Raw genomic sequence first — 21465 nt, 5'->3', positions numbered from 1 at the left:
ACTAAAAGGTTAGATGTTATTATGAAATCTGTTCCCATCAAAGAATGGTTCTTAAGGATGCTTTCAGTTGTAAAGAAAGTTTCCGTCTCCCGACTGATGATGCTTGCCGCCTTTTTTCTGACCACTCTCGTGGTTTTCTATATAGGCAAATTACTCTTTGCGTGGCAGGGACTCGGCTTAGACTGGCACGAAGCACTCCGCAAGGGCAGTGAGGCATGGCTACATGGTTTTTGGCTCGATGTGGCAACAACAGGCTACATCCTGCTCCCCATCTGGCTCTTCCTGCTTATAACGGTATGGATTGGCAAGAGTTATCCGCGTTTGCGGAAATGGATACTCTTCGTTTATCTCGTCATCATAGCCCTGCTCACTTCTGCCATCATCGTTGGCGACACAATGCTCTACCCTTACTGGCTTTTCAAAATAGATGCCACCATCTTCAACTACCTGGGCCAGCCGGAAGGTATTACGAACAGCGTGACGCCAGGCACCATTCTCATGGGCATAGCGCTATGGATGATGTTCTTGGTTGTATCGCTGCTCATTTGGAGCATACCCATCAGCATACCCGTCAGGGTGTCGAAACACCGTGTGGCAGATACCGTTGTTCTCATCCTTGTCGGCGGTTTGATATTCCTTGGTATCCGTGGAGGTGTGGGGCGCAGCACCGCCAATGTGGGCATGGCATATTACTGCAACGACACGAAGAGCAACCACGCTGCCGTGAATCCTGTGTTCAGCCTTATCTCAAGCATCAGCAAGAGTGAAAATTTTTCCAAGCATTTCCAATTCTTTGAAGAAGGCGAGCGTGCAAAAATCTTCGATGGAATGGGATTCAATTCTTCAGACACCACTACCGCAGCCAACCTTCTGAATACCGACCGCCCCAATGTGCTCATCATCCTGATGGAGGGTATGGGCGCACAGTTCGTTGATTCTCTCGGTGGGAAGGCAGGTGTAACCCCTAACATAGACCGTCTGTCACAAGAAGGTGTGTGGTTCACTAATTGCTATGCCAACTCCTACCGCACCGACCGCGGTATGGTAAGCACTTTGAGCGGACATGCCGGAGCACCCACAGTGAGCGTGATGCGTGTACAGTCGAAAGTGAATGTGCTCCCCGGCATTGCTAAAACATTGCGCGACGCAGGCTACAATACGGACTTCGTCTATGGCGGCGACATCAACTTCACCAACATGAAGGGCTACCTGCTCCAGACAGGTTATCAGCACACGATGGGTGAAGAAGACTTTCCACTTTCTGTGCGCCGCACACATGCTTGGGGCGTTACCGACAATATAGTATTCGATACGCTCTATCAGCACATTGTTCGCCAACCACAAACCTTACCCTGGCACATCAGTATGCTGACGCTGGCAAGCCACGAGCCGTGGGGTGTGCCGTACGACCGCATTCCTGACGACAAGATGGCAAACGGCATGGCATACCTCGACGACTGCATAGGGAAATTTATAGACCGCTTCCGGCAGACTCCGCAATGGCAGAACACCGTCGTTGTCATCCTCCCCGACCATGGCATTCTGTATCCGTCCGGCATGACAGAAGACATGCCAGAAAAACATCGCATTCCTATGCTGTGGATTGGTGGTGCTGTAAAGGGTCATACTGTCATCGACAAGATTTGCAACCAGAGCGACATGGCTGCCACACTGCTCAGCCAACTGCGCTTACCACATGAAGATTTCCGCTTCAGCCGCAACATCATGAGCGAGAAGTACCAACCCTGTGCATTCTTCACATGGGCGAGCGGCATAGGCTGTGTTGCGCCTGATGGCACCACGGTTTACGACACAAGTGCCAAACGCGTCTTGCTCAACACGTCTGCCACACAAGAGAATCGCATGCAGCGCATACGCGCCTATCTGCAAACGGTTTACAAAGACTTGAGCGAAAATATTCCTCAACAGAAGTAAGTGTTCAGAAATATACATTAACTTTGCACACGCTATAGTAATATCATAAGATATATGGATTGGTTCAGCCAAACCTTGTTATCGCACTCAGCCATTCAGGCAGTCATCATCATCTGCCTGATTTGTGCCATTGGACTCTTGCTTGCCAAACTGCGCTTACGCGGCATCAGCCTTGGGGTTACATACGTCTTTTTCATCGGAATCCTCGCAGGCGCCTTGGGTAATTATTTTGTACCCGACAAACCCCTCATAGATCCTAACATGCTCGACTATGCCGAGAGTTTCGGCTTGGTCATTTTCGTATATGCGCTCGGCTTGCAAGTGGGACCAGGCTTTTTCTCCGCTTTCCGTAAGGGTGGCACTCAGTTGAACATGCTTTCATTCGGTGTGGTGGCTGTGGGCACACTCATGGCAATGACCTTCTTCTGGACCGGGCATTTCAGCCTGAGCGAGATGATGGGCATCCTCTGCGGTGCTACGACAAACACACCCGCCCTCGGTGCGGCGCAGCAGGCACTGAAACACCTCGGACTGAATGCCGATGCCTCCACTGCGGCACTGGCTTGCGCTGTGACCTATCCTCTGGGGTTGATAGGCGTGATTTTCGCACTGATGCTTGCACAGCGCCCACTCAAAAGAATCGAACCGGAACAGACGAAGAACGATGCAGAAGACGAGGCGTTCATTGCCTCTTTCGAAGTGCTCAATCCAGCCATCTTCGGTCTGACAATAGCCGAAGTGGCACAAATGGACAACAACCTCTTCACCGTGACGCGTCTGTGGCGTGAAGGCAAGGTGCTTCTGCCGCAGAATGACACCGTGCTCCAGGAAGGCGATCGATTGCTCCTCATTACACAAGAGAACGAACTCAAGAGCCTCACCGTCTTCTTTGGCAAAAGAGACACTACCGACTGGAACAAAAACGATATCGACTGGAATGCCATCGACAGCCACCTCATCTCTGAGCGCATCTTGATTACCAAACCCAACATCAACGGCAAGAAACTCTCTTCGCTCAACCTTCGCACACGCTATGGTGTGAACGTGAGCCGTGTGAAGCGCGGCGACATACAACTGGTGGCACGGCCGGGACTGATTCTTCGTGTTGGCGACCGCCTGACCGTAGTGGGTCAGAAAGATGCCATCAAGCGCGTTTCGGCAGAATTGGGCAATACGGTTAAAACCCTCGATGAGCCCAATATGGTGGCTATCTTCATCGGTATCGTTCTGGGTCTGTTGCTTGGTTGTGTGCCACTCTTCCCCGGCATGAGTTATCCCGTAAGACTCGGACTCGCCGGCGGTCCCATCGTCATGGGCATCCTGATAGGTGCTTTCGGACCGCGTATCCACATGGTAACATACACCACCTCGAGCGCCAACCTCATTCTGCGCTCACTGGGGCTGTCGATGTATCTCGGTTGCCTCGGGCTCGATGCCGGACGCGATTTCCTCAGCGTTGTAATGCAACCACAGGCTCTGTTCTGGGTGCTTATAGCACTCCTCATCACCTTCGTGCCGATATGGATATTTGCATTCGTGGGCGTTCGTTTCTCAAAGCGCAACTATGCCACAACGGCAGGTATGCTCTGCGGTGCGATGGCAAACCCTATAGCACTGAGTTATGTGAACGATACGACAAAGGGCGACAAGGCAAGCATAGCATACGCCACGGTGTATCCCCTCGCCATGTTCCTGCGCGTTATCATCGCCCAAATTATCGTTATCATGAGTTGTTAGATTCTTCAAATCAAGGAAAACGAAACCGATATGTACATAGCAATCATTCTGGCTGGCGGAAGCGGGAAACGCGTGGGCGGAGAACGTCCGAAGCAGTTTCTGGAGATAGAAGGCAGAACCATTCTCGAACACAGTATTGATGCTTTCGAAAACAACGGTTTCATCGACAAGATTTGCATTGTTTCGCATCCCGACTTCATAGACGATACACAAGCCATTATTAATAAAAATCCACTATGGCAGAAAGTGGCAGGCATAGTAGCAGGGGGAAAGGAGCGCTATGACTCTTCGGTAAACGGCATACGGTTTTGCGAGAAAATCTGCGATGAAACCGGAGAAAAATGGTGTAACATAAAAGTTCTTTTTCACGATGCTGCACGTCCTTTCGTTTCCCAACACATCATCAACGATGTTTGCCATGCTCTTCAGACACACGACGCGGTAAATGTGACCATCCCCACGCCCGATACTATCATAGTGGCTGACGGCACAAAAATGACCGCAGCACCCGACCGCAGCACCCTGCGCCGCGTGCAAACACCACAAGGCTTCACCTACGATATCATCAACGACGCCTATCAACGCGCCCTGTCCGACCACAACTTCAAAGCCACCGACGACTGCACCGTTGTCTTCCGCTACAGACCCGACGTAGAAATAGCACTCGTGGAAGGCGAAGAACGCAACAGAAAAATTACTTATCCGGAAGATTTGAGATAAGAGTTTTGCTAAAAACAGAAATCTAAATTTCCCCCAATGAATACAGCACTAAAACAACATAACAAAAACCACCTTCGCGCTGCACAACTGAAAGAATTGGAAATACTTAAAGCCATCGATCAGGTTTGCCGGAACAACGACATTCCTTACTGGTTAGACAGCGGAACACTGTTAGGTGCTGTGCGTCACGGCGGCTTCATTCCCTGGGACGACGACGTGGACATCTGCATACCTCTGGAAGACATCCCCCGGTTTGTAGAAGCGGCAAAAAAAGAACTGCCCAACCATCTTTTTGTTCAGAACAAAGAAACTGATCCCACGTACAACATTACCTACGTCAAGGTGCGCGACAACAATTCTTTCATCGTAGAACCCGACTATGATTTTCAGCAACCATACCACAAAGGGCTCTTTGTTGACATCTTTCCCACGACAGACTATCCTGCCATCTCACCTAAACGCATCAGGAAGTTTGCCAGGGAATACAACAAGGCATATTTTATTCTCAACAGAAAGCATGACTACTCCATGCGCAGCACAGCCGAATTCTTCTACTTCGGCTTCCGCAAACTATACTTCAAACTATGCTGGAATCTATCTTACAAATTTTTCGGGAAAGGCGATAAATACGGATTTATCCCTTCTTGCAGCTGGTTCGGTAATATGCACCTAAAGGAAACCATTTTCCCCTTGAAAGAGATAGAGTTTGAAGGGATATCTCTTATGTGTCCCAATGATAATGACACCTATCTGAAAGACCTCTTTGGAGACTATATGCAATTACCTCCTGAAGAGAAACGAGTGGGACACTCCGTCTTTTTTACACACGATTTGAGTTTATAAACTCAAGCCTATATCCAGAATTTATTCTCTATTTTTTCCATTTTGAAGGTTGGGGCTTGCTTCCCAATCATGTCATAAATATGCGTTGCAAACCAACCATCATGCATCCCTAACCCTATATTGTATGATAAAATCCTTTCTTCGTCATTTTCTCTTCCTTTGGCTTCTCCCAATAGAACTCTACTCAACTCATTGAAATTCAGAAATTTTGAAAAATACTTAAATCCTTTTACGTGTCCTTCGTCATCTGCATAAATTTTGTCAAAAAACAAATCACAATTTTGAAATCCCCTGGTATGAATTGGAACTATCAGAACGCCTGGCTTGAAATAAGCATCATTCGGACACAACAGGCCATTTGCAGAAGTAATTGAAGAAAAAACAACATCACTCGTGGCCACAACTTCCTCTGCACTATCTACAATTTCAAAGTTAATATTGCTATATTCTGAAAATCTTTCTATAAAACTCTCCGCCTGGTCTTTATATTTTAATAATTTGAATGTTACAGTTTTTGAATCTTTTTCAGACAACAAGCACAACGCTGTTGCTCTTGCTGTGTTTCCAAGACCAACAAACCCATAAACACTTGCATCTGATTTTTCAAACAATCTACTACTTAAAGCAGCGACCGCTCCCGTACGCATGGTAGTAATCCAAGAACTCTCCAGAACTGCCAATAAATTTCCTGTGCTGCACTCGTAAAGCAGAATTTGACTTTTTAAAGACGGTATTTCGCCCTCTATCCTGTTTACGACTTTAACAGAAAACCTATCAATATCGTTAGGCAAAAGACATGGCATTGTATTAAAGAAATCCCACTCTCTTGGATGTAAACTTATTTTGGGAGGTATTTGAGATTCGTATTTCCTTCTGAAAGACTCTTCTACCCATTGCAAACATCTCAAAGGCGAGATTTTTAGTTCCAAAATATCGCTATGATTTATAATTGAAATTTTTGTTTCCATAATTACAAGATTGTTCAACGCTTATAACTCCATCAAGGCATCAACAAGTTTGTCATTGTCTTTACTGTCTCTGATGGCTATTCTTATAAAATTTCTGTTCTGTAGTGACTTTTTCGACTTGCCGTCCTTCACCAGGATGTCATATTTTTCGAGCAGGATTTGTGTCAGTTGGGTTGAAGTATATTTCTCCGTTATTTCTATGAGAAAATAATTTGCTTGAGAAGGCAGAACTCTGATGAATGGCACTTTTTCCAACCTTTCTCTGAAACGGCAGCGTTCTGAGATGAATTTCCTGCATGCAGCATCATAGTCCATGGTGTATTTTCCAAAGATCTGCATGTAGAATTCTGCAAAGGAATTGATGTTCCATATCGCGACATCTTTTTTCATCCTTTGAATGAGGTCGGTGTCGGCAGAGGCAAGAAATCCGAGTCGGAGCCCCGGTACGCCATACGATTTTGAAATGCTTTTGACGACTATCAAATTGTGATTATTGTCGAGAATGTCGTTGTCGTACAATGAGTTATTCCGGAAGTCGTCGCTGAAATCCACGAAAGACTCATCCACCACAAGCCGGATATGCTTTTCTTTACACCACTCTGCCAACTGAATGACATCAGCTTTAGGAATGAAGTTGCCAGAGGGGTTGTCCGGGTTGATAAGCAACAGCATGCTTAGATTCTTGTCTGCAAAAAAACTTTTAAGGTCGTCCGCGCAATACGAAAAGTCTTCCGCCTCAGGGATATATGCCACTATCTTATTCTCCCCGTCGCAAGAGCGGTTGGGATATTCTTCAAAAGTAGGATATACCACCCCCACGTTGCCTTTCGTGTTCTCCATCAAACTCTTAATAAGTTCGGCTGCACCATTACCGACAACTATGTAGTCTTGTCGCACATTGACATACTTTGCAGCAAGTAGCGAGTTGACATACATGCCTGAAGGATACTGTGTGAGCAACGTGTCGAAATTAGCACGTATTTCATCTTTCATCCGCTTTGTCGGAAAGTAAGGATTGACAAGATAGCAGTAGTCTAACAATTTGGGGAATCGCCAATGCCCGCCATAGCGTTTGTTATAGCGTTCCATCATCTGCTCTTTCGATGCAAAAATAGTCTCAGCAATGTCGAGATCCTGAATATCGTCTATTTCATACCATTTCCTTTCGCCTATGGGCAGTGCCTTAAGGTCTGTGTTGTCAAGGAACGTGATGACGCGCAGCACTTGTTCATAATATTCATTATTACCTAACGCCTTGCTGTAAGCCTCGAGAAACGGCACATACTTATTGCGGCTGAACGACTTGCTGAACTTGTATATATTAACCGTCTTGTAGTAGTGGTCTGTATCATCGTACTTAAATGCCTTTTTGGGAACAAAGTTTACGATATTCAGGTCGTCGTTGATGCAGACCATAGTGCCATCCATCCATGTCTGATACTTTGCTACAAGCGCTATGTTAGGATGTTCATCGTTAAGAATAAGGTCGAAAAGACTGTCTTCCACAATCAAATCGCTTTCTATCAGCAACGTATCATCCTCTTGCAGTTGTTCTTTAGCAAGAGCCAATGAATAGATATTGTTTGTTTTATCATAGATAGGGTTTTCCACATATTCTATCTTCAGTTGTCGGTCGTATCTCATTCCGATAAATGACTTCAGTTCTGCGCCTTTGTAACCAACGACGATGACTACCCTCGACAAATCCAAACGACTTAATTGCGTGAGCATACGGTCTATCAGCGTAACTTTGTTCACGCTAATCATACACTTCGTATTGTTTTGCGTCAGTTCTCCAAGCCGACGCCCCATGCCTGCGGCTAATATGATTGCTTGCATCTATATATTTAATTTCGTTGCTTTTGCAAAGATAATAACAATCGTTGAAATACAGTATTACTATAATTTTGAACCATACAGGACGGGGTATGGTTTTTCAGAATTTGAGGGAGCAATGTTGACAAAACCGGATAACAGGTTGATATTTTGCACTTTTTCCATATTGCTCAAAGAAGTTTTTTAACTTTGCAGAGTGAAACTTTGAATTCTCTTTTCGCACAATTATGATTTATTTTGGTGCGAAATCTCATGTTTTTTCATAGATTCCGCACTTTTATCATAAAAACGAGACCGACTGTTGTTTAATTTATATGACATAAACATGGAAGAAAGAACTGTATCAATCGTGATGTGCACTTACAATGGAGCAAAATATATCAAAGAACAACTTGATTCCATTCTGGCACAGACCTACCCCATTCATGAAATCATCATTCAGGATGATATTTCGGACGACGGGACGATGGAGATACTTCAATCATACGCTTCTGACAACGACATCATTAAAATTTTCAAGAATGAAGAGAAACTAGGGGCAAATGCCAATTTTCACAAGGCACTCAGCCGAGCCACCGGCGACTACATTGCCATCAGCGACCAAGATGACATTTGGGAGTCAGATAAGATAGCACATCAAATAGAGAAAATAGGAGATGCCATGCTTTGCATCGGGCGCTCTTGGTATTTTACCGATGACGGCTCTTTTATACACAACGACCAAAGAATTCCAAATTACAAACTTGGACAATTCTTTTTTACAGGGGCTCCCGGACACAACATCTTGATGAAACGAGAAATACTAAATCTGTTGCCTCCTGATGTATCTGTGCGTAAAGTTGCCATGTACGACGGCACATACGCCTTTATCGCTGCTGCACATTGTAGCCTAATATACACGGACAAGGTACTTGTACGGCATCGAAGACACAAAGAAGCAGAAACATATAAAGATTTCTCGCGCTCACTACCCGGTATAGGTAATTTTTTCTACATCCTGCGATGGTGTATTAAGCATTATCATGAAGCAAAACCTCATTCAGACATATATGTAGAAGCGAGGCTTGAACTCCTTCGTTCCTTGAATTGCGACAACGAAATCAGCCATACAGCCATTCGCATGATGGAACTCCATCTTAAATCAGGATTTTGGAGTAAGTTGCGTTTAGGTTATTTATACTCCAAAAACTGCAACTGGCTTTTCAAAACAGAAGGGTTTAGCCTCGTAAAATACATCCGCGGATGGCTCTACCCAATCATGTGCCTGTATAGTTTCCGATTTAAATTGAAGTAAAGTTTAATGAACTTACGACATAGCATATTTTCAAATAAACGCCCCCCTTCTTGCCCTTCTTCAAAAAAAGGCTTATCTTTGCTTTTTGTGCGAATAATTATTATTTCTATAAAATGAATTGATATGGTGAAGGAAGAGTTGACCCCGATGATGAAGCAATTTTTCGACCTGAAAGCGAAGCACCCCGATGCTTTGCTGCTTTTTCGTTGTGGCGACTTCTATGAGACATACAGCAAGGATGCCGTGACGGCTTCGCAGGTGCTGGGTATCACGCTGACCAAGCGCAGCAATGGCAAGAGTGCCACTTCGGCTGCCATGGAGATGGCAGGTTTTCCTTACCATGCCCTCGACACCTACCTGCCCCGCCTGATTCGCGCAGGTTTTCGCGTGGCAATATGCGACCAGTTGGAAGACCCGAAGTTGGCAAAGAAACTCGTGAAACGCGGCATAACTGAACTCGTTACGCCCGGTGTGGCAATGGACGACAATGTGCTCAATGCCCGCGAGAACAACTTCCTCTGTGCCGTGAATTTCGGGAAGAGTTCTCTTGGGCTTTCACTGCTCGACCTCAGCACAGGCGAATTCCTCGTGGCTGAAGGGCTGCCCGAACTCATTGAGAAACTCATCCAGAACTTTGCTCCGAAAGAAATACTCGTTGTTCGCGGCATGCGTGCTCGTTTCGAGAGCATCTTCGGCTCGAAATACTATGTGTATGAGGTGGACGACTGGATCTTCACCGAAGACACCGCCCGTCACAAACTGCTCAAGCAGTTCCAGGTGAAAACACTGAAGGGCTTTGGCATCGACCATCTGAAGACAGCCATCGTGAGTGCCGGTGCTATCCTGTCGTACCTCGAACTTACTCAGCACACCCATACTCAGCACATCACGAGCATACGCCGCATAGAGGAAGAGCGCTATGTGCGCATCGACCAATTCACCGCGCGCAACCTTGAACTGATTGCTCCGATGCAGGAGGGTGGCACATCGCTACTCAGCGTGACAGACCGCACACTGACACCGATGGGTGCCCGCCAACTGCGGCGCTGGTTGCTTTTCCCACTGCGTACGGTGAAAGACATCACTTGGCGGCAGGATGGTGTGGAATACTTCTTCAAAGACCCTGCGTTCCGCGACCTTTGCGAGCAAGAACTCGGCAAGATAGGCGACTTGGAGCGCCTCGCCTCGAAGATATCCACCCAGCGTGTGAACCCACGGGAACTGCAGCAACTACGCTTTACACTCGAGAGTGTGGCGCTACTCAAAAAGGCATGTAAAGACACAGATAGTACCCCTCATCGCACCCTCGGTGAACGCATGGACCCCTGCGACACCCTGCGCGATGCGCTGCAACGCGCTCTGCGACTTGACCCGCCGGCACAGGTAGCAAAGGGAAACGTCATCGCTGCGGGCGTAAACGAAGAACTCGATGAGTTGAGGAAGATTTCCACCTCGTCGAAGGACTACCTTATGCAGATACAGCAACGCGAGAGCGAAACCACACAAATTCCGTCGCTCAAAATAGGCTACAGCACCACCTTCGGCTACTACATTGAAGTGCGCAACACCTACAAGAACAATGTGCCAGCGGAATGGGTAAGAAAGCAAACACTGGTGAACGCCGAGCGATACATCACTCAGGAACTCAAGGAGTACGAAGAGAAAATCCTTGGTGCAGAGGACAAGATTCTTGCTCTCGAAACGAAAATCTACAGCGAACTGGTGCTCTTTGCTTCAAAATACATTGGTGAGTTGCAGCACAATGCCGCAGCCATAGCCACCCTTGACTGTCTGCATGGTTTTGCATGTGTGGCACAACAGCAGCGATACGTGCGCCCCGTTGTGGACGAAACCTGCGAACTCGACATCCACAACGGTCGCCATCCCGTCATCGAACGTCTCATGCCGCCTGGCGAAGAATATGTGGCTAACGACACCTTCCTCGACAACCAAAAGCAGCAAATCGTCATCATCACCGGTCCTAACATGGCAGGTAAAAGTGCCTTGCTGCGCCAAACCGCCCTCATTGCATTATTGGCTCAGGCAGGCTCGTATGTACCGGCAGAAAGTGCACGGATAGGCATCGTGGATAAGATTTTTACCCGTGTGGGTGCAAGCGACAATATATCCGTAGGCGAGAGTACATTTATGAACGAGATGAGCGAGGCGTCGAACATCATGAACAACCTCACTGACCGCTCACTCGTACTCTTCGATGAACTGGGGCGCGGCACATCCACCTACGACGGCATCAGCATTGCCTGGGCAATAGTGGAATACCTCCACGAAAACCCGCAGGCACATGCCCGCACACTCTTTGCCACGCATTATCACGAGTTGAACGAGATGGAAAAGCATTTCTGTCGCATCAAGAACTACAACGTTACTGTGCGAGAACAGAATGGTCAAGTCATCTTCCTTCGCAAACTGATGCGTGGCGGTTCCGAACACTCTTTCGGTATCCATGTGGCAAAAATAGCAGGTATGCCCCGTAGCATCATACGCCGCGCAGAACAAATCCTCAAAGAACTGGAGGCAAACAACCGTGGAAATGGAGGTATCAACGTGGAGACCCTTGCGCCCGATGCCACACCCGCCTCACAACTCAGTTTCTTCCAACTCGACGACCCTGTCCTGAAACAGATACGCGACGAACTGCTCAACCTCGACGTGAACAACCTCACCCCGCTTGAGGCACTCAACAAACTGAACGAAATCAAGCGGATACTGAAAGGGAAGTAAGGCGGCTTTTCGAAGTCGGAACGTTATAATGGCAGAGCCTATACCTGCGGAGAAATCGTTTTCCTTAACAAATAATCTACATAACCATGTCAACAATTCAATGTCAACATTGCGGGCAGCCTGTTCCGGAAAAGTCTGCTTTTTGCCCTTATTGTGGCTGCACAATAGAATTCACAGAAAACCCTGTTGCAGAAAATCCTTATGCCGGACCACCTACGAATACGCCTAAGAAGAATTCAAAAACCTGGCTTTACGGCATTGTTGCTGCATTAGTAACGACTATTCTGATACTTGGAGGTGTTCTTCTGTTCCTTCAGCACCAAGAAGCCGAATCCACCCGCAGGCTTGCAGAAACGGAACGTCTGAAGGCCGAGCAGGCTAAGCAAGAGGTGGAACAGGCAAAAAAACTTGCCGAAGAAGCCAATGCAAAAGCCGAAGAAGCCAAAAACGAAGCAAAAGAGGCCAAAACGCAATCTGCAAACAGAGCATACATGGCTCAGCAAAACGCACAAGATGCCGTTGCCCAAAGCCGTCTGAATAGATACAGCGTGATAGTAGGAAGTTTTCAAAATCCTGCAGAGGCAGAAAGATTTGCTTCAACAGTCAGCAACTCAACGGGATATTACGGACAGGTTGTTCCATTTAACATAAGAAACAAGGGTCGCTGGTACCGCGTAATAGCATATACCACAGATTCGTATTATGACGCACAAAATGTATGCGACAACCTCAAATACAGTTTCAATGGTGCGTGGGTTTTAACTCTATAGTCTTTCCGTTTTCTGAATATATATTATATGCTAAAAAACATTCTTCTTGTTGCGCTTGGCGGTGCTGTGGGGTCGGTATGCAGGTATGTCATATCGTGCTTTTCTCACACCTCCTTTCCGTGGGGGACCTTTGCTGTCAACATCCTCGGTTCGCTACTTATCGGTCTGTTGGTGGGATGGACCACAAAGGGTGTTATTTCTGATGGTATAAAACTACTGTTGATTACAGGGTTCTGTGGTGGTTTTACTACATTCAGCACGTTTACCAACGAGAGTTTTGGTATGCTAAAAGCGGGTGATGCCCTTCTTGCCGCGTTATACGTTGGTGCAAGTATTGTGGTGGGCGTATTGGCTGTGTGGCTGGGTTTACGCTTCTCTGCCTGATGGTTTAGTCCAGACGAGAATTACAAAATAATTCTGAGTACCCTGAATAATCAGAGTACTCAGAATTTTTTTCAACTAATCAGAGATTGGAATCTGCGAGAGGTGAAGCCTGTGTGTATGTCCTTGCGCCGAGTTCCTTGTCGAGCATATACAGCCCGTAGCCGTTGTCGTTGATCATCTTGAGGTTGTCGATGATAGTGTTGGCGTTGTCTTCCTCTTCCACTTGTTCGTCGATGAACCACTTGAGCATGCTCTGTGTGGCAAAATCCTTTTCATCAGCAGCAAGCGCGGCAAGATTGTTAATCATTTCCGTAACCTTTTCTTCGTGTGCGAGTGTGCTTTCGAACACGTCAAGCAGTCCGTTCCACTCAGTCGGTACAGCATCGATTGGTGCAAGAACGACGCGCCCGTTACGCTGTACCACATAGTTGAAGAGGATTTTTGCATGATCTTGCTCTTCACGAAACTGCACTTCATACCACGACGCGATGCCAGAATAGCCTTTGGCGTGGCAGTAGGTTGCCATTGACAGGTAGAGATATGCAGACCATAGTTCTGCATTGATTTGTTTGTTCAGTGCTGCTTCTATTCTTTTGTTAAGCATAATGAGTTTCTGTTTTAATGGTTATACTTTGATCTTCTTTTATAGCATTACTTTCTTTCCATTCTGAATGTAAATGCCTTGAGAGGGCTTGCCGACAAGACGACCGCTAAGGTCATAGAGTGCTGAATTGCCGAAGTTGTCTAACATCTCCAACTCTTTTACGTCTGTGATATCGGGCATGGTGTCCTTATCAGCATTATTAAGAAACATTCTGTACAGCCCGAGCAGATTCATATAGGTGTTCTCACTCACCTTTCCTGCTTCGGCTGCATTCTTTGCAGGAGTGTAAACGTATTGGTTTAAGAAATTCAGCGCAGCAGCTGTGAGCGAACCATTTGCTCCTTTTCTTATCCACTGTTCGCACTTGCGTATGAGACCTTGGTTGTAAGCATTAAAATCCTTTACTTCGAAGATATACCAGGTTGTAGGATAACAATAAGTCAAGTTTTGTGTACCCGAATAGACATTTCCTGTATTGTCTGTACACAAGGCATAGTCTCCTTGGCTGATGAGTAGCACACCTGGTTTATAATCCACTGTGGTGCTTCCCGACGTAGTTGTTCCTGGTTTCGAGAGCGTAATGAATGTTGTACTTGATGTGGGGTCAACAAGCGAAGCCTTGCCGTCAGCCAAATCGATTTTCTTCTCTGCCACCACATTGATTAAATTGTAGCGTTTTGAACCTGCGATGTCCATGTAGAACAATTCTTCCGGCTCAAACTGTTCTGTGTAGTGAATGTGTAGTGAATTGCTGTCTTTGAGATATACGGACGAACCAAGGAATCTTTGGTCCCACTTTGTAGCAGCAGAAATGATTTTAACAAGTTTTTTCTCTGCAGGCAGGGTTACTTTCATCTTGAACTGATTAGCCACATTCTTCATTGCTGCCTCAGAAGCAGTGGCGTCAATGGCTTTCTTCAACCGTGCATAAGAAGCGGCATCGGGAAAACCTATTTCATCAGCATGGTAGTCGGCATAGTATTCTTTTACGAGGTCGGCATAAGTTGTCTTCTCGTCAATTTCCTGTGTGGCATACTTCACGTCCATACTTTTGAGGATAGGTGCATGACTCTGCAAACGTGTACGGAAATTGGAGTAGAGTTTGGCACTTTCTGGCATCCAGCAATTCTCCGCAAGTGCTATGCCTCTTGGAAAGAGGTTGTGCTCCACTTCAATGTTTTTGTTCGTACTTTCAGTCCAGAGGTTGCCTTGTGCGCCAAGACAGTATGATTCGGGATATGATCCGTATGCTCCAAGAATGGAATAGTTGTAAACGGTTGGCACACTATTGTTGCCATAGCCACCGCTATACGGGTCCTCTAATTTAGTGTCGCCCTGCATCATGTCAAAATAAAGAGGGAAAGTTGGAGTTGAAATAGACTTCATACCCTTTGCTGCCGCCTTGCTTTCCCAGTTTTCGCCCGCACTATATGCCATAACCCCTGCTGGCTTGAGATAGCCATCTCGCCAGTGGCTTACCACTTCGTTCCACACAATGATTTCCTTACCATAATTATGCGTAATCCATCTTCCGAGCGTATCGGCAAGCCATGCCTGCACATCATTTACAGACGAAAGATTATATTTGTTCATAAAACTTCTGAACTCCACATCATTATTGTTGTAGAGCGTCTGCCACGAACTACTTGTTACTTTGCATTCGTCACCACCGATGTGTATATATTTGAACGGGAATACGTCTGCTATGTGTCCAAGCACACATTTGAGGAAATCCATTGTACCACTTTTGTGTACTGCCAGCAGGTCAGATGAGATGCCAGCCTCCACCCGCACTTCATAACTCTTCGCAGGGTCGCAAGAGAGTTCAGGATAGGATGCAATGGCAGCAACCATGTGTCCCGGTAGGTCTATTTCTGGCATGATGTCCACTTGCTTGTTTTTTGCGTATTCCACTATCTCGCGCAGTTGGTCAAGAGTGTAATAGCAGCCGCGACCATATTCTGTATCGTCATACAAGCCATTATAGCCAATGCTGTTGACAAGCGAGGCCTTTCTGATGGCTCCCACTTCGGTGAGCAAGGGGTATTCAGGTATCTCCACACGCCAGCCTTGGTCATCGGTAAGGTGCCAATGGAAGCGGTTGAGTTTGTAGAGCGACATCACGTCGATAATCTTCTTCACCTCGTCCATATCAAAGAAATGGCGAGCCACATCGAGCATCAATCCGCGGTGTTCAAGTTTTGGAGCGTCTTCTATGTTACATGCAAAATAGCCATCTGTAAGTGCCATTTGCTTGAGTGTCATCAAGCCATAATATGCTCCTCTCGAAGCACTCGACGTTATAGTAACGGCATTGCTTTCTGTTACAGTAAGTTTATATCCTTCCGGGGCAATAGTGTTGTCTGTTGCGAAGGTAATGTTGTCCACCTTTCCTGTGAGGATGGTTGCAGCCTTTTCGATAGTGGCGAGAATGATATTTTGGTCGATGTCGATTTTGTTTCCAAGTATCGCTTTCTTAGGGAAAGGTATGACGTGGAAGCCCTTCGCTGCACCTTCTGCCATTTGTGCCTTCTGCTCTTCAGCATCCTTTGCTGCTTCAACAAGGGCTTCGACAGTCGGATCATCTTCTGCAAGGAAAGTCATCAGGTTGCCCGTGTCGTTAGTGTCCCAGAGTCCTATTTGATTGCCGATGGCTGTTCCGCCAAACTGGTTGAAGGCTATGGCAGAGGACGTGGCGGGCTGAATTTCAAACCCATTTGTCTTTTTTACGATTTTGAATTTGTTGTTGCCTGTGGCAGAGGTTGCGGCGTATATTTTGCCTGACCTTGCCACACTTTCAGCATAAAGCGTCAACCCGTCCTTGCTAATGATTGTGCAAGTATTGTCTCCATTATCCTCAAAACGAAAGAATTGGGCACTGGAGCCTATTCCCTTGGCTGTTGTGATAATGTTTCCACTACCTTGAGTAGTAAGAAAACCACCACCATTCACACACTTAATCATGTACCAAACAGGATTAGAAGAACTGGAATTGGAAGGTTGCGCCATCAACGAAATTGTTGAGACAATGATGGTTAGGATAAGGATCGTTATTCTCTTCATATTAAATTATATTTATCCCTTAACAGGTTTTTATCTATTGCAAAAATACACATTTATTTCATAATGAGAAAATTATAGGTTTTGCGTAAGTCGCCACGTCTTTGCGGGGTGTTCTATGTCAACCTATTTCCCATCCATTTCCGAACGGGCTTGTCATAAACATTGAGTAGCACCCATGCGAGCAATACAGACCCCACGATGACGAGCACCCCGTAGGGCCAGGCCTGGGCGAGCGGTACCTTGTTGTCCCACACCCAGTCGTAGAAGAGATACATGAAAGGATAGTGTACCACATAAACCGGATAGGATATGTCGCCTAGGAACGTGCATACTTTCTTCGAAACCTTTCCGCTCACACTGCCTGATGCAGCATACCAAACTACGAACGGGAAGACTGCCGCTATGCAAAAGAACTCGAAAAGCGCATTATACACCTCTCCGAGGAAAGGCAACGGCAGCAATGCCACCAGAATAAACGTGCTTATGCCGAAAGCACCCGGTGCACGACAAGGGCGGAACTTACGCGACAACAACATGCCCAAAGTATATGAAAAGAGCATTCTGAGCAGCCCGCCGGGAAATCCCCAGCTGTCCATGCTCCACCCTACCCCAAGATGCCAATCGCCCGACATATTGAACAAACAATATGCTCCGAGCATTGCTCCCAAAATGACGACCAACCCTGTGAGGACTTTCGTGGACAGCCGGTGGATGAAAATGGCGTAGCAGATGTTACCTATATATTCAAAAAAGAGCGACCAGTTGGGCCCATTCAACGGAAACATTTCGCCATTGCCGCGCACTTCCGGTCCCATGCCGGGAAAGACGGGCAACATGAAGAGGTTGAGCAACATTGCCAACATCAGCATCGAAGTGCTCACTTTTGTGCCGTCCCAATGCTCACTGCCTTGCAGAACAAATGTTGCAGCACCAATCAGCACTCCTGCGATGACCATCGGATGCAGACGTATGAGTCGCCGCTTGAAGAATGTGCCCATGCTCATTGTCTTCCATCTGTCGTCGTAGGCATAGCCTATCACAAACCCCGAAAGGATAAAGAAGAAATCGACGGCAAGATAGCCGTGGTTGCACATCTGGTCCTGCGAAGATGTGGCGAAACCCTCAAAAAAATGATAAACCAGCACAATCAGTGCCGCTACACCACGCAAAGCGTCGAGCAGCAGGAAATGTGTTTTGGCTTTCATTTGACTACTTTTCATGAGAGGTGTGCGCTGTTTTCTTGGTGTTGTCTATAATTTTCTTAAAATTTCAAAAGGCGGCTGACAGATTCTTCTGTGGCATACGGAAATTTTTGAATGATTTGCAAAAACATTCTTCGATAGGACTCCTCCGGACTGCAACTTGGCATAATTATTTCATCGCCATACATCAGTTCGGGGGTGGTATATTCTGCCACTCCCCATCCGTATCTTTTCCCGTTTTTATCGTAATTATACCGAAAATCGGCTATGCATACACGAAGAGACATTTGCAAGCGAGTAAGAATACCATCGAAGGACTCGCCCTTTGCTTTCTTTCGTGGCGGTTTCACCTCCTTCATGATGATTTTCTCTAACTGATTTTGACGAGGTAACCGAGGGTTGACGAAGCCGCAGCGTTTTTTGAGTTCTTTTGACAGCAGCACCTGATGGCCGACTATACAGTCATACACTTCTTTTTCTTTTGGTGTCAGTGGTGCAACAGCCTTTGCGCGGCGATAGTTGATGAGATGACCGACCCATTCCAGACTGACAAATCCTGCCTTTTTATCGAAGAATTTCCCGTATACCAGGGAACCTTGCCCTATGAGCGGTCCTTTCCATTCCCAGGGACCATCCACATCGTCGGAAAACCATAGTTCGGGCGGTGTATGCTCTGCTATGGACATTCCCCTGATTCCACATTCAAAAAAAGGCAAAAAACCCCATTTCATCGCCATTTTTTCAACATCTTGCATGCTTTGTATCATAGCGTTCCGAGGGCTTTTGTTTGATAAAGAATGTGTGTTAATACACCTCTTTCAGTTGTTCGAGTGCTTTTAATATCACACACCTTGGTGCTGCCACATTCATGCGCATGTGTCCTTCTCCGCCAGGTCCGAACATTTCGCCATCGTTGAGCGCCAGACGGGCTTTGTTCACAAAAAAGTCGATGAGTGCATCGTGGTCAAGCCCCATGTCGCGACAGTCGAGCCATACAAGAAAGGATGCATCAGGCACGAGTGGTTTTATCTTCGGCAGGTGCTGCGCACAGTAGTCCACCACCAATTTTATGTTTTCTTCCACATACTGCAGCATTTCCTGTCTCCATTCTTCACCCTGCCCGAAGGCTGCAATGGTGGCTATTGGCGAGAAGATGGTGGGTTCGTTGAGTTCGTTGGCTTCGAGCCATTCATAGAACTTCTTGCGCAACTCGTCGTTGGGCACTATGGCGTATGAACTGACTATTCCTGCTATGTTGAACGTTTTAGAGGGTGCTCCGAAAGTGATGCTACATTGTGCTGCCTCCTCGCTCACTGCAGCAAATGGCAGGTGTTTATGTCCGGTCAGCACCATGTCGCAATGGATTTCATCGCTAATGACAAGTATGCCCCTCGAAGCACAGAAATGCGCCAGGGTTTGCAAGGTTTCTATGTCCCACACGATGCCGGCAGGGTTGTGTGGGTTGGAGAGGATGAGCATCTTGCATTTTTCGTCGCACACTTGCTCCAAGTTGTCAAAATCCATGGCGTATGAGCCGTTCGGCAGTTCTTTCAGCGGGTTGAACACCACCTCGCGCCTGTTGCCTTCGGGTGTGAGTCGGAACGGGTGGTAAACGGGTGGTTGGATGATGACTTTCTCGTCTTCTTTCAGAAAGACATTGATTGCCATGCCTATTCCTTTCACTATGCCCGGTATATACGTCATCCATTCTTCCGGCACATCCCACTGATGATGTTCGCGTATCCACTTGCGTACGACGGTCCACATGTTGCGCGGCGTAAGGGTATAGCCGAATATGGGGTGCTCCATGCGTTTTTTCAGTGCATCAACGATGAAAGGCGGTGTAGCCCAATCCATGTCAGCCACCCACATCGGTATGAGGTCCGTGCGACCAAAAAGGCGAAGGAGTGCGCCGTTTTTGTAGTCGCCACTTCCTTCGCGCGAAATTATCTCGTCAAAATTATACTTTTTCGTCATCATTTAAATATACTTTTTCGTCATCATTTAAATATACTTTTTCGTCATCATTTAAATAAAATAAAGTTTGGCAAGGAACTTCAATCCTTTTCTTCCTCTGATTGGAACACGAAGCGATAAATCTTTTCTGCTGCTCCGGCATGATCCATAATGTAGTTTCCGGCAGCCTCGCCCGCCCTCTTTTTGAGTTCCGGGTGTGCAAAGAATGTATCGAGCAATTTTTCAAATTCTCTGGCGTTGTTAACCTCCTTACATCCTCCTATTTCAAGCAGTTGCTGCGCTTCGCGGAACTTCTCATTGTTTGGTCCTATAATGACCGGTATGCCATACACTGCTGCCTCGGGCACATTGTGTATGCCTACCCCGAAGCCTCCGCCTACGTAAGCCACTGTAGCATATCTGTACACACTCGAGAGCAAGCCGTAGCAGTCGATGATGAGGCATTCCGCCTTGTCTATCTCTTCCTTCGATGCTTTGGTGTATCTCACGGACGGGCGTGTGAGTTTTTGTTCTATTTGCTGGAGGTGCTCTTCGCTGACCACATGAGGTGCCAGCACCATTTTCATTCTGAAGTTCCTGTTGAAATAAGGTATGATGAATTCCTCATCGACCGGCCATGTGCTGCCGCAGACCAAGACTGGAAATTTGTCGTCGTATTTCTCTATGTCAGTCTGGTTTTTCTTCTGATTTTCTGCCCTGTATGTAAATTTATCCACCAATGGAAACTCTTTTGAGGCTTTCATGATGTCGATGACACGGTCGAATCGCGTGTCGCCCATTACCGTAACCTGGTTCACGCCGAGAGTAGCCAAAAGTTCCTTGCTGCGCTCGTCCTGCACAAAGAAATGCGTAAACCGACGGAGCATATATTTGTACCACCAGCCATACCAGCGGAAGAAAATCTGCTTACGCCTGAAGATGGAACTGACACTGTAGATGGGTACGTTTTTCTTTTTGAGCTGTGTGATGTAGTTGCGCCAAAACTCGTATTTGATGAAGAAAACCTTTTCGAGTTTCACATAATGCAAGAAAGCTTTTGCGCTTATTTTTGTATCGAACGGCAGGTAACACACTACGTCGGCGTACGGATAGTCCTTTCTCACCTCATATCCGCTTGGTGAAAAGAAAGTGAGCAGTATTTTCTTTTCCGGGTGCTCTTTCTTTATTCGCTCGATGAGTGGTCTTCCCTGTTCAAACTCCCCGAGCGATGCAGCATGAAACCAGATGTACTTTTCGTTCTTGTCAATCCGGTATTTCAGTTTGTGCCAGGTTTTCATTTGGCCCCGTACCATCTTTCGGGCTTTCTTGTGGCCAAAAAACGCAACTATATAAACAGCCAGGGCATATAGGAATATGATAAATGAGTACATGTTGTGACGTTGTGGTGTGG

16 protein-coding genes are annotated in these 21465 nt (G+C 46.6%); 8 read left to right on the top strand and 8 right to left on the bottom strand.

Features of this window, described 5'->3' with window-relative positions:
* Positions 1-21: 21 nt before the first annotated feature.
* The 4 genes from C7Y71_RS07020 to C7Y71_RS07005 are packed head-to-tail and all read left to right on the top strand — an operon-like array spanning position 22 to position 5235.
* Positions 22-1935: an LTA synthase family protein gene (locus C7Y71_RS07020; protein ID WP_193215864.1), complete on the top strand. Its 1914-nt coding sequence runs from the start codon at positions 22-24 to the stop codon at positions 1933-1935.
* A 54-nt stretch (positions 1936-1989) separates the two neighbouring features.
* On the top strand, positions 1990-3672 hold the full coding sequence (locus tag C7Y71_RS07015) for a putative transporter (protein WP_111898310.1): 1683 nt from the start codon (positions 1990-1992) through the stop codon (positions 3670-3672).
* Positions 3673-3702: 30 nt separating this feature from the next.
* Positions 3703-4392, top strand: coding sequence for a 2-C-methyl-D-erythritol 4-phosphate cytidylyltransferase (gene ispD, locus C7Y71_RS07010; protein ID WP_111898311.1), 690 nt, complete (start codon positions 3703-3705; stop codon positions 4390-4392).
* A gap of 36 nt (positions 4393-4428) precedes the next feature.
* Positions 4429-5235 carry a LicD family protein gene (locus C7Y71_RS07005; RefSeq protein ID WP_111898312.1) on the top strand — a complete coding sequence of 269 codons (807 nt, stop codon included), beginning with the start codon at positions 4429-4431 and terminating at the stop codon, positions 5233-5235.
* 8 nt (positions 5236-5243) lie between these two features.
* Here C7Y71_RS07005 and C7Y71_RS07000 read toward each other — a convergent pair whose 3' ends face one another.
* Complete coding sequence (locus C7Y71_RS07000; protein ID WP_111898313.1) at positions 5244-6203, bottom strand: Rossmann-fold NAD(P)-binding domain-containing protein; 960 nt, start codon at positions 6201-6203, stop codon at positions 5244-5246.
* 21 nt (positions 6204-6224) lie between these two features.
* Positions 6225-8042, bottom strand: a complete 1818-nt coding sequence (locus C7Y71_RS06995; protein WP_111898314.1) for an aminotransferase class I/II-fold pyridoxal phosphate-dependent enzyme — start codon at positions 8040-8042, stop codon at positions 6225-6227.
* A 322-nt stretch (positions 8043-8364) separates the two neighbouring features.
* On the opposite strand from C7Y71_RS06995, the gene C7Y71_RS06990 reads away from it, so the two are divergent.
* The 4 genes from C7Y71_RS06990 to crcB all read left to right on the top strand — a co-directional run bounded on the left by C7Y71_RS06990 (position 8365) and on the right by crcB (position 13229).
* Positions 8365-9333, top strand: coding sequence for a glycosyltransferase (locus C7Y71_RS06990; protein WP_111898316.1), 969 nt, complete (start codon positions 8365-8367; stop codon positions 9331-9333).
* 123 nt (positions 9334-9456) lie between these two features.
* Positions 9457-12075 (top strand): DNA mismatch repair protein MutS, encoded by a 2619-nt coding sequence (gene mutS / locus C7Y71_RS06985; RefSeq protein ID WP_111898317.1) that lies wholly within the window; start codon positions 9457-9459, stop codon positions 12073-12075.
* 86 nt (positions 12076-12161) lie between these two features.
* Complete coding sequence (locus C7Y71_RS06980) at positions 12162-12845, top strand: SPOR domain-containing protein (RefSeq protein ID WP_111898318.1); 684 nt, start codon at positions 12162-12164, stop codon at positions 12843-12845.
* 27 nt (positions 12846-12872) lie between these two features.
* Positions 12873-13229 carry a fluoride efflux transporter CrcB gene (crcB, locus tag C7Y71_RS06975; protein WP_111898319.1) on the top strand — a complete coding sequence of 119 codons (357 nt, stop codon included), beginning with the start codon at positions 12873-12875 and terminating at the stop codon, positions 13227-13229.
* Between the two features lie 79 nt (positions 13230-13308).
* Here the strand turns inward: crcB and C7Y71_RS06970 are convergent, their stop codons facing one another.
* The 6 genes from C7Y71_RS06970 to C7Y71_RS06945 all read right to left on the bottom strand — a co-directional run bounded on the left by C7Y71_RS06970 (position 13309) and on the right by C7Y71_RS06945 (position 21445).
* On the bottom strand, positions 13309-13833 hold the full coding sequence (locus C7Y71_RS06970; RefSeq protein WP_111898320.1) for a ferritin: 525 nt from the start codon (positions 13831-13833) through the stop codon (positions 13309-13311).
* 39 nt (positions 13834-13872) lie between these two features.
* Positions 13873-16896, bottom strand: coding sequence for a beta-N-acetylhexosaminidase (locus tag C7Y71_RS06965; protein ID WP_111898321.1), 3024 nt, complete (start codon positions 16894-16896; stop codon positions 13873-13875).
* A gap of 113 nt (positions 16897-17009) precedes the next feature.
* Entirely contained in the window at positions 17010-18101 is a 1092-nt protein-coding gene (locus C7Y71_RS06960) for an acyltransferase family protein (RefSeq protein ID WP_394366597.1), read from the bottom strand.
* Positions 18102-18157: 56 nt separating this feature from the next.
* On the bottom strand, positions 18158-18865 hold the full coding sequence (locus C7Y71_RS06955; protein ID WP_111898323.1) for an AlkZ-related protein: 708 nt from the start codon (positions 18863-18865) through the stop codon (positions 18158-18160).
* Positions 18866-18902: 37 nt separating this feature from the next.
* Positions 18903-20075 (bottom strand): MalY/PatB family protein, encoded by a 1173-nt coding sequence (locus C7Y71_RS06950; protein ID WP_111898395.1) that lies wholly within the window; start codon positions 20073-20075, stop codon positions 18903-18905.
* 80 nt (positions 20076-20155) lie between these two features.
* The gene (locus C7Y71_RS06945) at positions 20156-21445 is read right to left on the bottom strand and encodes a 3-deoxy-D-manno-octulosonic acid transferase (RefSeq protein WP_111898324.1); all 1290 of its coding nucleotides are present in this window, start codon (positions 21443-21445) and stop codon (positions 20156-20158) included.
* Between the last annotated feature and the right edge of the window lie 20 nt (positions 21446-21465).

Source organism: Pseudoprevotella muciniphila (assembly GCF_003265305.2).
Lineage (GTDB): Bacteria > Bacteroidota > Bacteroidia > Bacteroidales > Bacteroidaceae > Alloprevotella > Alloprevotella muciniphila.
This window is presented reverse-complemented; position numbering and strand designations above follow the sequence as displayed.

Coding starts and splice junctions, on each gene's coding strand:
- C7Y71_RS06965 (WP_111898321.1), bottom strand. CDS start 16,896: ATGAAGAGAATAACGATCCTTATCCTAACCATCATTGTCTCAACAATT.
- crcB (WP_111898319.1), top strand. CDS start 12,873: ATGCTAAAAAACATTCTTCTTGTTGCGCTTGGCGGTGCTGTGGGGTCG.
- ispD (WP_111898311.1), top strand. CDS start 3,703: ATGTACATAGCAATCATTCTGGCTGGCGGAAGCGGGAAACGCGTGGGC.
- C7Y71_RS06990 (WP_111898316.1), top strand. CDS start 8,365: ATGGAAGAAAGAACTGTATCAATCGTGATGTGCACTTACAATGGAGCA.
- C7Y71_RS07020 (WP_193215864.1), top strand. CDS start 22: ATGAAATCTGTTCCCATCAAAGAATGGTTCTTAAGGATGCTTTCAGTT.
- C7Y71_RS06955 (WP_111898323.1), bottom strand. CDS start 18,865: ATGATACAAAGCATGCAAGATGTTGAAAAAATGGCGATGAAATGGGGT.
- C7Y71_RS06945 (WP_111898324.1), bottom strand. CDS start 21,445: ATGTACTCATTTATCATATTCCTATATGCCCTGGCTGTTTATATAGTT.
- mutS (WP_111898317.1), top strand. CDS start 9,457: ATGGTGAAGGAAGAGTTGACCCCGATGATGAAGCAATTTTTCGACCTG.
- C7Y71_RS07000 (WP_111898313.1), bottom strand. CDS start 6,203: ATGGAAACAAAAATTTCAATTATAAATCATAGCGATATTTTGGAACTA.
- C7Y71_RS06950 (WP_111898395.1), bottom strand. CDS start 20,075: ATGACGAAAAAGTATAATTTTGACGAGATAATTTCGCGCGAAGGAAGT.
- C7Y71_RS06960 (WP_394366597.1), bottom strand. CDS start 18,101: ATGAAAGCCAAAACACATTTCCTGCTGCTCGACGCTTTGCGTGGTGTA.
- C7Y71_RS06970 (WP_111898320.1), bottom strand. CDS start 13,833: ATGCTTAACAAAAGAATAGAAGCAGCACTGAACAAACAAATCAATGCA.
- C7Y71_RS07015 (WP_111898310.1), top strand. CDS start 1,990: ATGGATTGGTTCAGCCAAACCTTGTTATCGCACTCAGCCATTCAGGCA.
- C7Y71_RS07005 (WP_111898312.1), top strand. CDS start 4,429: ATGAATACAGCACTAAAACAACATAACAAAAACCACCTTCGCGCTGCA.
- C7Y71_RS06980 (WP_111898318.1), top strand. CDS start 12,162: ATGTCAACAATTCAATGTCAACATTGCGGGCAGCCTGTTCCGGAAAAG.
- C7Y71_RS06995 (WP_111898314.1), bottom strand. CDS start 8,042: ATGCAAGCAATCATATTAGCCGCAGGCATGGGGCGTCGGCTTGGAGAA.